The 13,182-nt window shown below is 68.9% G+C and carries 12 protein-coding genes; 4 read left to right on the forward strand and 8 right to left on the reverse strand.

What is annotated here, in order from left to right:
- Positions 1-34: 34 nt before the first annotated feature.
- The 6 genes from ABCU91_RS14480 to ABCU91_RS14505 form a co-directional block, all read right to left on the reverse strand.
- Positions 35-820 (reverse strand): hypothetical protein, encoded by a 786-nt coding sequence (locus ABCU91_RS14480; RefSeq protein WP_413354246.1) that lies wholly within the window; start codon positions 818-820, stop codon positions 35-37.
- Complete coding sequence (locus ABCU91_RS14485) at positions 817-1,425, reverse strand: hypothetical protein (RefSeq protein WP_413354247.1); 609 nt, start codon at positions 1,423-1,425, stop codon at positions 817-819. The genes ABCU91_RS14480 and ABCU91_RS14485 overlap by 4 nt, the downstream gene beginning before the upstream one ends.
- A gap of 1 nt (position 1,426) precedes the next feature.
- Positions 1,427-2,044: a hypothetical protein gene (locus tag ABCU91_RS14490; protein WP_413354248.1), complete on the reverse strand. Its 618-nt coding sequence runs from the start codon at positions 2,042-2,044 to the stop codon at positions 1,427-1,429.
- A gap of 37 nt (positions 2,045-2,081) precedes the next feature.
- Positions 2,082-3,278 carry a hypothetical protein gene (locus tag ABCU91_RS14495; protein ID WP_413354249.1) on the reverse strand — a complete coding sequence of 399 codons (1,197 nt, stop codon included), beginning with the start codon at positions 3,276-3,278 and terminating at the stop codon, positions 2,082-2,084.
- 17 nt (positions 3,279-3,295) lie between these two features.
- Positions 3,296-3,589, reverse strand: coding sequence for a hypothetical protein (locus tag ABCU91_RS14500; RefSeq protein WP_406923480.1), 294 nt, complete (start codon positions 3,587-3,589; stop codon positions 3,296-3,298).
- 79 nt (positions 3,590-3,668) lie between these two features.
- Positions 3,669-3,956: a WXG100 family type VII secretion target gene (locus ABCU91_RS14505; protein ID WP_083199385.1), complete on the reverse strand. Its 288-nt coding sequence runs from the start codon at positions 3,954-3,956 to the stop codon at positions 3,669-3,671.
- A gap of 205 nt (positions 3,957-4,161) precedes the next feature.
- On the opposite strand from ABCU91_RS14505, the gene ABCU91_RS14510 reads away from it, so the two are divergent.
- Genes ABCU91_RS14510 through ABCU91_RS14525 form a run of 4 tightly spaced genes read left to right on the forward strand, consistent with a single transcriptional unit; the run spans position 4,162 to position 7,147 of the window.
- Positions 4,162-4,446 (forward strand): hypothetical protein, encoded by a 285-nt coding sequence (locus ABCU91_RS14510; protein ID WP_413354251.1) that lies wholly within the window; start codon positions 4,162-4,164, stop codon positions 4,444-4,446.
- The gene (locus ABCU91_RS14515; RefSeq protein WP_413354252.1) at positions 4,443-6,002 is read left to right on the forward strand and encodes a hypothetical protein; all 1,560 of its coding nucleotides are present in this window, start codon (positions 4,443-4,445) and stop codon (positions 6,000-6,002) included. Before ABCU91_RS14510 ends, ABCU91_RS14515 begins: the two co-directional genes overlap by 4 nt.
- Positions 6,003-6,014: 12 nt before the next feature.
- Positions 6,015-6,509, forward strand: coding sequence for a hypothetical protein (locus tag ABCU91_RS14520; protein WP_413354253.1), 495 nt, complete (start codon positions 6,015-6,017; stop codon positions 6,507-6,509).
- Complete coding sequence (locus tag ABCU91_RS14525; RefSeq protein WP_413354255.1) at positions 6,491-7,147, forward strand: hypothetical protein; 657 nt, start codon at positions 6,491-6,493, stop codon at positions 7,145-7,147. The genes ABCU91_RS14520 and ABCU91_RS14525 overlap by 19 nt, the downstream gene beginning before the upstream one ends.
- Positions 7,148-7,192: 45 nt before the next feature.
- On the opposite strand, the gene ABCU91_RS14530 is transcribed toward ABCU91_RS14525, so the two are convergent.
- Positions 7,193-11,722, reverse strand: a complete 4,530-nt coding sequence (locus ABCU91_RS14530) for an FtsK/SpoIIIE domain-containing protein (protein ID WP_413354256.1) — start codon at positions 11,720-11,722, stop codon at positions 7,193-7,195.
- A 24-nt stretch (positions 11,723-11,746) separates the two neighbouring features.
- A complete protein-coding gene (locus ABCU91_RS14535; protein ID WP_413354257.1) occupies positions 11,747-13,168 on the reverse strand; it encodes an RDD family protein in 1,422 nt (473 codons plus the stop codon).
- Between the last annotated feature and the right edge of the window lie 14 nt (positions 13,169-13,182).

Here is a 13,182-nt window from a genome sequence, read left to right on the forward strand (position 1 = left end):
GAATCGACCCGTCCCTGACTCCGCACGGCGGCCTTCAGTGGCGCTCCTCGTCAGCAGGTCGGTAGTAGTCCGAACCGACCTCCGGTGCCATCGTGAGGCCGAGCTCGCCGGCACGTGTCGCGGTGGCCCGCGCTGCGGTAGCCGCGTCGATCAGAGAGCGATCCACCAACCTGGCGATCGCCGCGTCACGAGCCGAAAGGATGTCTCGCACGACGGCGTCGGGAATCTCCCGGATGCTCTGCTGGACGTTCTCGTGCGGATTCTGCGGCCCACGGGTCCGACGCAGGGCGAGGAAGGTGAGGACGACGTAGACGAGCACGTCCACGCCGACGACGGCGAGCCACCACCACCCCGCGTCGATGATCTGCCTCTCCCCCGCCCCGAGTGCGATCGCGATCGTCACGAGCCCAGGGACGATGTGAAGGAACGCGATGGTGCGCACCGCGGACCGCGACGCGGCTCGGGGGTGCCGTCGCTCCTGGATCTCGCTCCAGACCGTCACGATAAGGGCGATGAGAGTCAGGATGCCGGCGAATCCCAGCGGGAAGTCGTAGGCCGTGCCGGAGAGGGACCACCTGATCATCGCCGCAGCGGCCGTCACCGGCGCAGCGAACGACACGATGTAGGCGAGCCCCTGGAGACAGCTCGCCGCGGTGATGGAGCGGTACTCGGAGGTCGCCACCTCACGGGGTGCGAGGAGCGCGAGTTCGCGTTGGGTCGCCGCCGCTCCACGGAAGGATCGCAGTTCGAGACGCCACCAGTCCTCGGGGGCCCATGCCGCGGCCTCGTCGACGAGCTGATGAACCGAAGGCCGCGTCATGCGGGCCAGCTCTCCGCGAGACGGCTCACTGCACCATCGAGCTCGTCGAGACGCTCGCGATCAGCCGCCGAGGTGTAGCCCGCGACCCGAACGGAACTCACGATCTCCTCAGCGATCTTCTCCACGGCCACGAGCCCGTACGGAGCGACCGGGCCGAGCACCATTCCCACCGATCGCGTGGTCCCGAGGAAGAGCCATCGGCGGAATCCGAAGTCCCCGCTCTCATGGCGCTCCGCTGTGGACACCGAGAAGCCGTCGCCCAGTTCGGGGGTCTCGACCCGCGAGGACGTAGCCGGAAGCAGCGCCCGGCCGTTCCAGAGGAACTCCGCCTGTTCGGCTCGTTGCAACGGCCCGTCGGACGCGAAGATGACGAACGGTGCCAGAACTCGCGCACCCGGGCTCACCAACAGGAATGCGCGATGATCCGTGCTGTTGAGAACGGCGATGTCTTCGAGCGCTCCCGCGACGCGCGCACCGGCGGCGGCGTCCAGCGCTGCAACGGTGCGGAACCGGCCCGCGCTCTCGCGCGCCCAGGTAGCGGGATCGAGCCCGACGTCGGACACCGGGATGCAGTCGGTGTCCCGATACGTGAGTGTGATGTCCATGTCAGCGCACACTCCAGGTGAACGTGGCGATGTGGTGATCGAACAGTGCCGTCCACGCCAGGAGCACGGGATCGTCTTCGGCGAGGTCTTCGCCATGAGCGACGGTCGCCGTCCACTGCACGGCCTGCGTGCGCCGCGACCCGGGTATGGCGATCAGATAGTGCACGAGAAACGAGACGGCGCGGACGCCGTCGAGGACGACGGGACTACTTTCCGTCCAGCGGACGATCCGGTGGTCGTCGCCGAGAGCGGCCGCGCCTCGGTTGCGGATGGCATCCTCGACGATGGCGTCCAGGGGCACCTCGGGACTCGCGAGACGTTTGATTCCGACCAGACTCGCGGCGCCGAGGGCCCACGTCGGTGACGACTCACCTGCGAAGGCGTAGGCGAATGCGTTCTGCGACCGCAGCGACCGAAGCGCGTCGCCCACCTGCGCCCCGAGACGACCGGCGAGGTCGGGTCTCCCCGCCCCTGCGAGCCGGTCGCGCGCCGCCGCCACCAACTCGCGTTCGGTCTCCATGTCGACGTCGTAGCCCTGCCAGCCGGGTGGTAGCAGCATCCGATAGCGGGGTATCGACACACCTCCGGCTCCGACCAATTCCGCGCGAAGATCGCTCATCGACTCAGTCTGTCATGGGCACGAAACGAGACCTCCGTCATGAGAACGGATTCTGGTCGGGGTCGAACGCGCCAGCGAAGGCTCCGTTGGCGGTATCGCGAATCTGACCGACCAGAGAGAGCTGAGCAGACCAGACGGTCGCCATCGTGTCCACGGCGGCACCCGCACCGGAGCCCATACTCCCCCACCCAGCGATGTTCCGCCCCGTCAGCAACCCGGCCGAGAAGTCGGCGGCGCGGTCCACGAAGGTCGCACCGCGCAGGCCGTTCAGACCGGAGAGGTAGTTGCTCATACCGCCCCGGCCGACACCGAAGAGTCTCACGGCATCGTCGCCGAACGAGGTCAGGAGTGCTTGGCCGCCTCCCGCCTGCGTAAGGCCGCGGATGCCCTTTGCAGCGGGCCCCAGGAAAGGGACGACTCCGATGACGCCGAAGGCGACGTCGACCCAGCTTCCGTCGTTGTACGCCAGCTTCCGGGTGAGCGCCACGACCAGCGTCGCCACCGCGACGATGGCCGCGAGGGCTGCGATGATCGGGCCACCGATGACGACCGCCAGGACGGCGAGGACGATTCCAGCCACCGCGAGCACGTTCGAGAGGAACTCGAGCGCGCCCCTGATGTCATCGGACGTCGAATCCTCGATCTTTCCGCTGACACCCTCGCGGATGTTCGCCGCCGCAGTGGTGAATGCATCGTGCCAGGTGTCCCACGCATCGTCGTACTCACCGGCGGCGGCATCCCACTCGCCCTTCTTCGCATCGGCCTGCCCCTGCACGGACTGAGCGTGCGTGTTGGCGTCGTTGTACGCCGACTGCTCATCGGCGTCCGCGTCATCGTCGGGCTTGCGAGGTACGGCCCCCTCCGCAGTGTCGGCGTCACGGGACAGCTCGTAGTACTCGTCCCACAGGTCCCGCAGGCGGCTCACGATGGGGTCGATGATCGCCTTCGAGTCCTCGAGCGCAGCTCCGTACGTCTGAATGTGCGGTCCCACGGCGGCGTAGAGCGACGCCGCTTGCGAGAGGTCGCTGCTGACCTCGCCGCTGACCTCGCGCAGCTTCTCGACGGCGTTGCCCTCCATGTCCGCCCCGTCCGCGACGAGACGTTCGATGAGCGCCCAGGCGTCCGCCATCTGATCTCCGAGGTCGACGATCTGCTGTCCCCGGGTCTTGACCTCCGTGGGGTCGCCGTCGAGTTCACCGATCAGGTTGTTGCCCCTCGGGGTCTCTGAGGGCATATAGGGAAGGACACTCATCATCGCTCCTCGGTACGGCTGCCGGCTTCGACATCGAATTCCTGGAAGCCCTCGACCAGACCCTTGACCTGGTCCGCGACGGCTTTGCAGCTCTCCATCAGCCGCTTCCGCCGGTCATCCCAGCGGCCCTCGAAGTCGTGGGCGACATCTTTGAGATCGTTCTTCCCATACGGGCTACCGACCGCGCCTTCGAGATCACGGCGTCGCGCGCCGGCATTCTCGAACTCGCCGATGATGCTGGTGAGCTGTGTCTGCAATTCACCGAGCTCGGCATAACTGACTTTGACGCTCACGGTGCTCCGTCCATGGGTCGATCTGATCGCGAGTCGATGGGGCGGGCATTTACGCCCGCCCCATCGACATGATCTGGGTTCAGCCGCCGGCGAGCTGCTGGTCGAGGTCCTGGATCGCGCGCATCATGCCCAGCAGAGCCTCGGACATGTCGTTGATGCCATCGGTCGCGGTCTTCAACCCCGTCGTCAGCTCCCCGTACCCCTCACCGAACTTGCCCGACGCGTGCTGCGTCTTGAAGTCCTCACCCAGAAGAGTGTCGACCTGCGACTTCAGCGAGTCCAACTGACCCTGAATGTCATCACGAGCCTGCGACAGCGACGACGCCACCTGCTCCATCTCTGCATAAGACGCACCGAAATCGGCCATCGTCCACACCTCCACAATCGAAGAAACCCGACCCACCCCGGGCCGACACCAAGAGTCAACCAAACACCAACCGATTGACCAATGGGGAGAGGTCCCCACTTGACAAACACCACCCGGCTACCGACCGATGGGGAGAACGCCCCATGGACCCGGGGATGACCGCGCCCATAGTCTGGCGTTCACACAGGGGATGGAGACGCCACGCATGACCGACGTCAGGATGGACCTCGACCGACTCGAGTCGGCCGCCGCGAGCGCACGCGGGCTCGCCACCACGTTCGACGACGCGGAATCCTTCGCGGATGACCTGGGCTCGCTCACCGGGCACGGCGGACTCGCCGACAAGATCGAGGACTTCGGCGGGAAATGGGACATCGCCCGCGAGGACCTCCGCGAAGGCCTTCGTTCTCAGGCGGACTTCATGCAGGCGATCGTCGACACGTTCCGTGACCTCGACCGCGCGATGGCAGAGGACGGAGGTCAGCCGTGACGGTGCTTCCCGGCGATCCCGACCTGCTGACGACGCGGGCTGCCCGTCTGACGGCGTCCGCCGAGGTGATCCTCACCGTCGTGAACGAGATGCGCGGCATCGTCGACGACGACCAGGGGCAGGCCGTACAGGCGTTGCGCGACCAGAACGAACAGATCGCCTCGGACCTCGAGCGCATCCATCCCCGGTACTCCGGCACGGCGTCGGCGGTCACCGAGTACGCCGTCGCTCTGACGGCGGCTCACGATGCGGCCGAACGAGCTCAGGACGACCTCGACGACGCACTCGAGGAGCAGACACGGGCGGACAACGCGGTGAGGTCTCTCTCGAACCGCGTCGACGCCGCCGACGACCCGCCGCCCTCGCTGACGGATCAGCTTCCCGGGGCGCGCCGAGCGGCAGAGACGGCGCAGTCCGCCGTCGACGGTGCGCGAGCGCGGATCGAAGCGGCACGACAGGACATGATGGATGCCGCCGAGGAGGCGATCCGTCGCATCGACGATGCCATCGACGCGACCAACGAAGGGTTCTGGGACCGGGTCGGCGATGTGTTCGCGGACATCGGGGACTGGCTCGCCGGCATCGGCGAGTGGATCACCGATTTCCTGGCCGACGTCGTCGCGCTCCTGAAGCGGATCCTCGCCACGATCGTCGCGATCCTCGGCGTCCTGCTCGTCTTCCTTCTCATCCTCGCGATCGGGTGGATCTTCGGGACGATCGGGCTGATCATCGCCGCCGTGGTCGTCGGCCTCATGGCCGCCTTCCTGCTGGTCAGCATCTTCTCGGACGTCACCAAACCCACTCCGACGGTGACATCGACGGACCCGTATGCCGATGACCCCCTGAACCGGACCGACCCCCCGACGATGCAGACCGTCCTCGACGGGACGGCCGAGGTCGATACCCTCGGCGGCGAGGAGGAATCAGTCATCCGCATCACGAAGGTCCTGGGCCCCGACGGGTGGCAGTACACCGTGACCCTCCCGAGCACGCAGGAATGGCTGTCCCGCTTCGGCGACAAGGGCGCCGTGAACGATCTCGACAGCAACCTCGCCCTCATGCTGACGCCCGCGCTGCAGACGCAGTACGAGCGCGCGGTCCTCGAGGCGATGGCGCAGGAGGGCATCGGCCCGGACGATCCCGTCATGCTCGTCGGCTTCAGCCAGGGCGGCATCATGGCCGGTCATCTCGCCGCTTACAACACCGACTACAACTGGCAGGCCGTGGTCGCATCGGGCGCTCCCATCGATCACATGCCGATCCCCGATTCGGTGGACGTCGTCTCGGTGCAGCACAACGGGGATCCCGTGCCGAATCTCGACATCGTCACCGGGGATCTCGGCACCGAGCACGGACCGAACTGGACCAGCATCCGCGTGGACCCGCCGAATCCCGATCCGATCCTCGGCGTCGACGTCGGAGCCCACAATGCGGAGAAGTATTCGTCCACGTATCAGGATCACCTCGCCGACATCCAGGCCGCCCACCCCGAGCTGGGGAACTTCTTCAACGAAGATGGCTACACCGATGTGTCCTACTACCGATGGAACGAGTGACCGATGAGACGGATGCGGCGCCGATCCCCCGCGGCAGCGGCGGCCCTGCTGGGGACGCTTCTGACCGTCAGCCTGACGGGATGCGCGATCACGGCATCCCCGCCCGCACCCGGGACGACCACTGAGGAGGCTCCCGTGGCGGAGTACGGAAACCTGATCCCCGCACTCTCGGCGGCGGTCCCGCGGATCGTCGGCGTGGAGGGCCTGAGCCAGTCTCGCAACGGCCTCGGTCAACGCTTCAGTGCGACGCTGATGGTCGATTCGGCTGAACCGTTCACCGCTGACGAATTGGATGCCGCAGCGCAGGCCATCTGGCGCACTCTGCCCTGGGAGCCCAATGCGATCGCCCTCGTGGCGGGCGTAGCAGGGGACGGCGAGCCGGAACCTGTGGACCTACGAGACGCGGCGGCGGACCTCGGGCCGATGGGCTTCACCAATGTCGGCCAGGGCGGCGTGAGCCTGTTCGACATGTCGGCGCGGTACGGCGCATGGGCCGCTCCCGAATGACCGGCAGCGAACTGCGCTTCCGCCTCCCGGGTCGCTGGTTCTCGGTCGATCTCTCGACCGAAACAGCGACGACGGCGTCGATCGCGGCGATCGCCCGCGACGCCGTCGGGCCGACCGACGACCGCGCGACCGAACGAGCCACCGTGCGCCGGCGTCTCCACGAGGCGGTTGCGGCAGGCTCGGCCGGAGACATCCGCGCCCTCATGCTCGCTCACGAGATCACCCCGGGGACGCCGCTGCCCGTGACCCTTCTGGTCTTCGAGCCGTCCGATCTGCGGATGAGCCCCGCCGTCGGCACCGAGCCGCGCACCGTCCTCGGTGTCCTGAGAGAGGCGCTGGCCCGCCTCGATCCCGACGCGCACGCCTCGTCGGTCGAGGTGAGCGGGCCCGGGGTGCCGGCGCTGCGCACGCACCGCGTCGAGGACGCGGGGCCGGACGAAGACGTGCACGGGACGCGCCGGCTGAGCGCGGACTACTGGGTCCCCGTGCCCGAGACGAAGCAGCTTCTCGTCGTGCGACTGGCGACGCCGCTCGGAGACATCGAGAACCTCATGCTGTCGCTGTTCGACGGGTTCATCGCCGCCGCCTTCTTCGCGGCGCCTCAGCCGTCACCGCTGCGTCAGGCGCTCCTGCGCTGAGGCGGGATCAGGAGGCGGCGACCTCGACGGCCGCCGCCTCCCGCCTCACGAATTCGCCGGCTCGACCGCCGGAAGAGCCGCCGCTTCCACGAGCGGCATCTGAACGACGACAGCGCGACCCGCCTGCACGAACATGCCGCGTCCGGCCGGGAAGTCGGCCCGCTTGATCTTCGGGAACGGCACCTTGAAAACGGCGTCGCCGTCGAAGGCGTCGGGCTTGAGGATGATGCCCTTCCGGCCGCCCTTGAAGTCACCGATGAGGCCGAACCCGCTCGTGACCTGGTTGACGTCGGCATCGCCGATGAGCAGATGGTCGCTGCGGTTGATCGCCTGGAACAGGGCCTTCAGCGGGCGTTCCGCCGGCGAGTCCGCGAACTGCGGGACGTCCTCGATGACGATCATGAGCCGCTGGCCGAGCGTCTCGTCCAGGACCAGTTCCGCCAGTTCCGTCGCGAGTTCCTTCGCATCGTCGGGAGTCGTCGCGGTCCGCATCCACGGCGCGAACTCCTTGAGCTGCGCGCGCCGCCCGCCGAAGTGGAACAGCTTGATCGAGGGGTCGAGCCGCGTCATCGAGAGGATGAGCGACCTCAGCGCCGTCGTCTTACCCGCCTGCGGCGGCCCGGCGACGATGAAGGTGCCCACCGGGTCGAACTCGCGCGCCGCGAGGGTGTCCTCGGCGACGCCGAGCGCGGGGAACTCGCCGATGCGGTCCGGGAGGTCGGCGGCATCCAGTCGCGTCGGGAGCGCACCGATCTCGGGAACTTCGCGGGCACCACGCGCACGCAGCTCCTGCGCGAGCTGGTCGAGGAGCTTGGTCTGCTCGGCGACGTTCGGCGTCCCGCCGAGGACGGCGATCTGGGTCTCCATGCCGTCGACGATCGCCCGGCCCGGTTCGGAGCGCTCGTCGAGGACGTCCTTGGGGGCGTTAAGCAGCGCGTACGCGTTGGCATCCGACAGACGGAGGATGACGCGACGCGACACGTTCGAGCTGACGGCTGTCGGCACCGAACCCGACCGGTCCGCGGTGGCCACGACGTGGACGCCCAGCGGGCGGCCCTCGCCGAGGATCCGCATGAACGCCTGGTAGAACGGCATTCGCGCGGTCGTCGACTCCCACTCCGCCCGGAACTGGGGCAGACCGTCGAGCAGCAGCACGATGCGCGCCTCGTCGCGCCCCGTGATCTCGCGGTACTCCGCGATGCTCGAGGCGTTGGCGGCGCTGAACCGCTTGCCGCGATCGTCGAGTACCGCGCCGAGCGAGCGCATGATGCGCTGGACGCGCTCGCTGTCGTCGCCCGGGATGATCGACCCGACGTGCGGGAGGGCTTCCAGACTCTTCAGCGAACCGGAACCGAAGTCGAGGCCGTAGACCTCGACGTTCTCCGTCCGGCGTCCCATGGCCGCCGAGATCGCGATGGTGCGGAGCACGGTCGACTTGCCGGATCCGCTGGTGCCGTAGACGAGCAGCGAGCCGTCGCGGTCGGGCTCGAAGTAGACCGCCTCCTGGAGCTGGCGCTCCGGGATGTCCGCCTTGCCGAGCAGGATCGCCCCGCGGCTGCCGCCCGCCAGCTCGCGGATGTCGACGTTCGTCGGCAGGTCATCGAGCCACGGTCGGCGCGGGGCGGGGATACCGGCCTGGTTCGAGGCGGCGATGAGGGTCGAGACGATGCGCTTCTGGTCGTTGGGGCCGGGATCGACGTCGTGGGAGTCGCTCTCGCCGGCATCCTCCAACTCCCACTTCCGGATGGATCCGAAGCGGAGCTCGGCGACCGACACGTCCGCGGCGACGACCTCGTCGGTCGTCCAGCCGCCGGCGTACGCCGACTGGAACGGAATGAGGCGTCCCGGTCCCGTCTTCGCGATACCGCGACCGGGGATCGAAGGCGGGAAGCTCGCCGCCACCGGATCGTCGACGACGTCTTTCGAGTCGGATTCGTCGGCCATGCGGAGCGCCACGCGGAGGTTCGTGTTCGCACGCAGGTTGTCTTTGATGACACCCGCAGGACGCTGCGTGGCCATGATGAGGTGGATGCCGAGGGAGCGACCGCGCTGGGCGATGTCGACCACGCCGTCGACGAACTCCGGGACCTCGCCGGCGAGCGCGGCGAACTCGTCGATGACGAGGACGAGGGCGGGCGGGGTGTCGGGGTCGCGACGCTTCTCGAGTTCGAGGAGGTCCTTGGCCTTCTTCCGGTTGAAGAGGTGCTCGCGGTAGTGGAGCTCGGCCCGGAGGCTCGTGAGCGCGCGTCGGACGAGGTGGGGGCTGAGGTCGGTGACGAGACCGACGCAGTGCGGCAGCTCGACGCAGTCGGCGAACGCCGACCCGCCCTTGTAGTCGACGAACAGGAACGTGACCCGGTCGGGACTGTGCGCCGCGGCCATCCCGAGGACCCACGCCTGCAGGAATTCGGACTTGCCGGCACCGGTCGTTCCACCCACGAGCGCGTGCGGCCCCTGCGTGCGGAGGTCGAGTGTCATCGCGTCCGTGGCGCCCTGGCCGACGATGGCGCGGAGATTGCCCGCCTTCTTCAGCCGGGGCAGCGTCGCGCCGGATCGGTCGATGATCGTGTTGTTCTCGCGCCACCGCTCGATCGCGAACGCGGGGTCGGCAGCGGTCTCGTTCCCGACCAGGGACAGGAACATGACCGAGTTCGGGATGTCCGACGAGTCCTCGATCACGGTGCTGGAGTCCACGACGGGAGCGAGACGCTTGGCGAGCACGCGCATCAGATCGTTGGAGACGCCCTCGACCTTGGCCGGGGTGTAGTCCTCACCGCTGCGGACGACGCCGACGTGGGCCTCGTCGAGCCCGCGGGAGACATCGACGAAGCTGCGGCAGACTGCCGGCAGGGCTTCGACGACGGGCGCGACGAAGAGCCCGTAGACGCCCACGTCGGCGCCGCGCTCGAGCACCTGGGTGAGCCGCGCGCGGTCGACCGGGGCGTCGGCGGTGACGATGACGAGGACGGCGGTCTGGCCGGGGAACGTCGCCTCTTCGGCGGCGCGACGGACGTCGGTGCCGAAACGCATCGGATCCCAGTCGTCGTCGTACGGCAGCCGCGGTGCGCTCGCGGCGCGCGAGCGACGCATGACGAGTTCTTCCAGCCCAGACAGCAGGGCGTTGCCGGTCGACGCCGAATCGGACAGCGGCATGTCGCGGAACGGGCTGCGTTCACTCGACGTGTGCGGGAGCCAGGTCAGCCAGTCCAGCTGCTTCGCCCACTCGGGCTCGGTGAGCGCGACGGCGACGAGCTCGTTCGGCGAGTGCAGCCCGAACAGCTGCGTGCAGATGCCGCGCAGGGCATCCCCCGCTTCGCGATCGGGGCCGGCGACGCCGATGACGCCGACGCTCTGCAGCGATTCGAGGACCGGGACGTCGTCGATCAGGCGGTACCGATCGCGCAGGCGATCGACGCGCTCGACGTACTCCTGCAGAGCCTCGGGTGCATCGGCGCGCTTGATCGTGGTGCGCGACGGCGCGACGCAGCTGCCGAGACGGACAGAGAGGAAGTTCCAGTGCTCGGGTCGGCGGGTCCACAGCATCCCGCCGAGCTTCATGGCCTCTTCGAAGACGACCGCGACGGGCGGGACCTCGGCGTTGCGCACCTCGCGCTCACGAGGCCGCTCGCGGTAGAGGGTCTCTTCGAGCTCCTCGAACCCACGCTCGAAGACCTCCCCCTCCTTCTTGGTGCGCTGACCGATCTGCGTGCGCTGCGAGACGAAGTTGCCGAGCATCATCATCGGTGTCATCGCCACGATGAACAGGGCCTGCGGACGCTCGAAGACGAAGTACATCGTGATGCCGAGGAGGATCGGCGCCACCAGCATGGGCCACGGGAACAGCCGCGACATCGGCTCCTTCGGCATGCGCGGCTCGGGGAGCTCCTCGCCGACGTAACGCGGCTCGACGCGAGGGCTCCGGTTGAACAGCAGCGCGCCGCCGCGCTCGAGCACGGGGTCCTTCTCCACCGGGGCGAAGTCGGGCACGAGCTGGACGACGAGGTCCGAGTCGCCGAGGGTGAATCGCTGACCGGGGATGACGTTCAGGCGCGGGACGAGCCCGCCGTCGACCACGATGCCGTTGGCGGAGTTGAGGTCGACGACCTCCACCCCACCGGAGCCCACCTCGATGCGGGCGTGCCGCTTCGAGACGAGCGGCTCGTCGAGGACGATGTCGGCGCCCACGGCGCGCCCGATCGTGAAGTGCCCCTTGGGCAGGGGGATCTCGCGCCCGGCGAGGGGGCCCCCGACGATGTGGAGGATGGCCGCGGCGGGACCGCCGCCCCCGCGGTTCGGGACATGATCGGGCCCGAGGTTGACGACGGTGGCGATGAAGCCCGACCCGACTGCCGCATCGCTGATGAGGGTGCCCGGGTCGAGGAGGACGTGGTCGTTCGACGTCGGCGGCGCGACGGTCAGGGTGACGATGTCGTCGGTACCGGCGATGTTCTCCCGCGCCGGGTCGGTCTCGATGATCCGGCGGGCGACGTCCTGCACGGTCGCCGTCGTGTCCGCCGTGACCACGACGTCGATCGTCCGGGAGTCGCGACGCTGCAGGGTGAGTTTCAGTCTCATCGGGGGGTCCTCATCGGCCGGAGATCAGGTGAGGCGGACCGACGCGTGCCGGTCGCCGAATCGCAGGGTGTCGCCGGAGCGGAGCGTCGCGGGGACGCCGGCGTCGAGCTCGGTCTCGGCGCCGTCGCGGATGACGCCGCTGCCGTTCGTCGACCCGAGGTCGACGGCGACGAGGGCGCCGTCGACCCAGCGGAGCGCGACGTGGGTCTTCGAGACGGATTTGGTCGAGTCGGCCACCGCGAGCGGTGCCGCACCGGCATCCGCTCCCGCGACGGACGGTGCGCGGCCGAGAACCGCGCCGGTGGCGGGGACCTCGAGCTGCTCACCCGAATCCAGCAGGAGGGATGCCGTCGGTGCCGCGGCCGGCGAGGGCATGAGGTCCGGGGCGGACCACGTCGACGAGGTCGCGCCGGGGAGCAGGGTCTCTGCGGGGGCTACCGACGACGAGGGTGTCGCAGGCTCCTCGATCGGCTCGGGGCGCGGGGTGGGCTGCGGCGCCGAGGCGGGCCCCGGTGCCGGCGCGGCGGCCGGCGCGGGCGACGCGACCGGTGCCGGCGGCTCCGCTGCCTGCCGCGCGAGAACGACCGGTTCCCGTGTCGGCGGTGCCGCTGCGGGGGCGGAGTCCACGGCGAACGGCGACTCCTGGATGGGTGCGACGGGTCCCTCCTCGGCTGCGGGCCGCTCGCCGCCCCCCGCCCGTTCCTTCGGCGCGCCGAGGACGCCGCCGCGGTTGCGTGCGACGGGGATGTAGACGTCGGTCGCCGGACCGCTGGCGGGGGTCGCGAGCGAGGGCAGCGAGGCCTTCTCGTCACGGAGGTCGGTGGCAAGAGTCTTCCGGGCGATGCGCATCCGCTTCGCGTCGTACGGGTTCAGACCCTTGCGGATGTCGACGAGGTAGGTCTGCGCCGCGAGGTCGGGCCATCCGCGGCGCCGACGGTCGGGGTCGAAGAGCGGAGACAACGCGATGACCAGCAGTGGCCCGACCGGGACGAGGAGGCTCGCGACCTGTACCAGGTAGCGCACCACCGCTCCGCGCCAGAACCGAGGACGTTCGAGCGTCTTGACGTTGACGGCGCGGAGGCCCGTGAACGCCTTGCCGAGGGTCACGCCCCGACGGCCGAAGAGGATCAGCTGCACGAGGAGGAAGACGGTCGTCAGCGCATAGGGGACGACGAAGGTGACGACGATCCAGACGGCATCCGGTCGCCCGAAGACGGCGTCAGCGGGGTCCGCCGTTCCGACGGCGCCGATGATCGCGGGGAGCGCGACGAGGAGCATCGGCAACTGCAGCAGTCCGATGAACAGGCCCTCGATGACCATCGCGAGGATGCGTCGTCCGATCGGTGCGGGCACGAGCCCCAGCCCAGCGGCGTACTCGGGACGCGGGCGACCGCGTTCGTCGAGCCCCTCGATGGCGCGCGGACCATCCTCGATCTCCCAGATCACCTGATCGAACCTCC

Source organism: Microbacterium phoenicis, from assembly GCF_047302325.1.
In the GTDB taxonomy this organism is placed as follows: domain Bacteria; phylum Actinomycetota; class Actinomycetes; order Actinomycetales; family Microbacteriaceae; genus Microbacterium.

Excerpts from the sequence above, each read along its gene's own strand:
- ABCU91_RS14495 (WP_413354249.1), bottom strand. The coding sequence starts at position 3,278 with ATGCCCTCAGAGACCCCGAGGGGCAACAACCTGATCGGTGAACTCGAC.
- ABCU91_RS14520 (WP_413354253.1), top strand. The coding sequence starts at position 6,015 with ATGCGGCGCCGATCCCCCGCGGCAGCGGCGGCCCTGCTGGGGACGCTT.
- ABCU91_RS14490 (WP_413354248.1), bottom strand. The coding sequence starts at position 2,044 with ATGAGCGATCTTCGCGCGGAATTGGTCGGAGCCGGAGGTGTGTCGATA.
- ABCU91_RS14480 (WP_413354246.1), bottom strand. The coding sequence starts at position 820 with ATGACGCGGCCTTCGGTTCATCAGCTCGTCGACGAGGCCGCGGCATGG.
- ABCU91_RS14530 (WP_413354256.1), bottom strand. The coding sequence starts at position 11,722 with ATGAGACTGAAACTCACCCTGCAGCGTCGCGACTCCCGGACGATCGAC.
- ABCU91_RS14510 (WP_413354251.1), top strand. The coding sequence starts at position 4,162 with ATGACCGACGTCAGGATGGACCTCGACCGACTCGAGTCGGCCGCCGCG.
- ABCU91_RS14505 (WP_083199385.1), bottom strand. The coding sequence starts at position 3,956 with ATGGCCGATTTCGGTGCGTCTTATGCAGAGATGGAGCAGGTGGCGTCG.
- ABCU91_RS14485 (WP_413354247.1), bottom strand. The coding sequence starts at position 1,425 with ATGGACATCACACTCACGTATCGGGACACCGACTGCATCCCGGTGTCC.
- ABCU91_RS14525 (WP_413354255.1), top strand. The coding sequence starts at position 6,491 with ATGGGCCGCTCCCGAATGACCGGCAGCGAACTGCGCTTCCGCCTCCCG.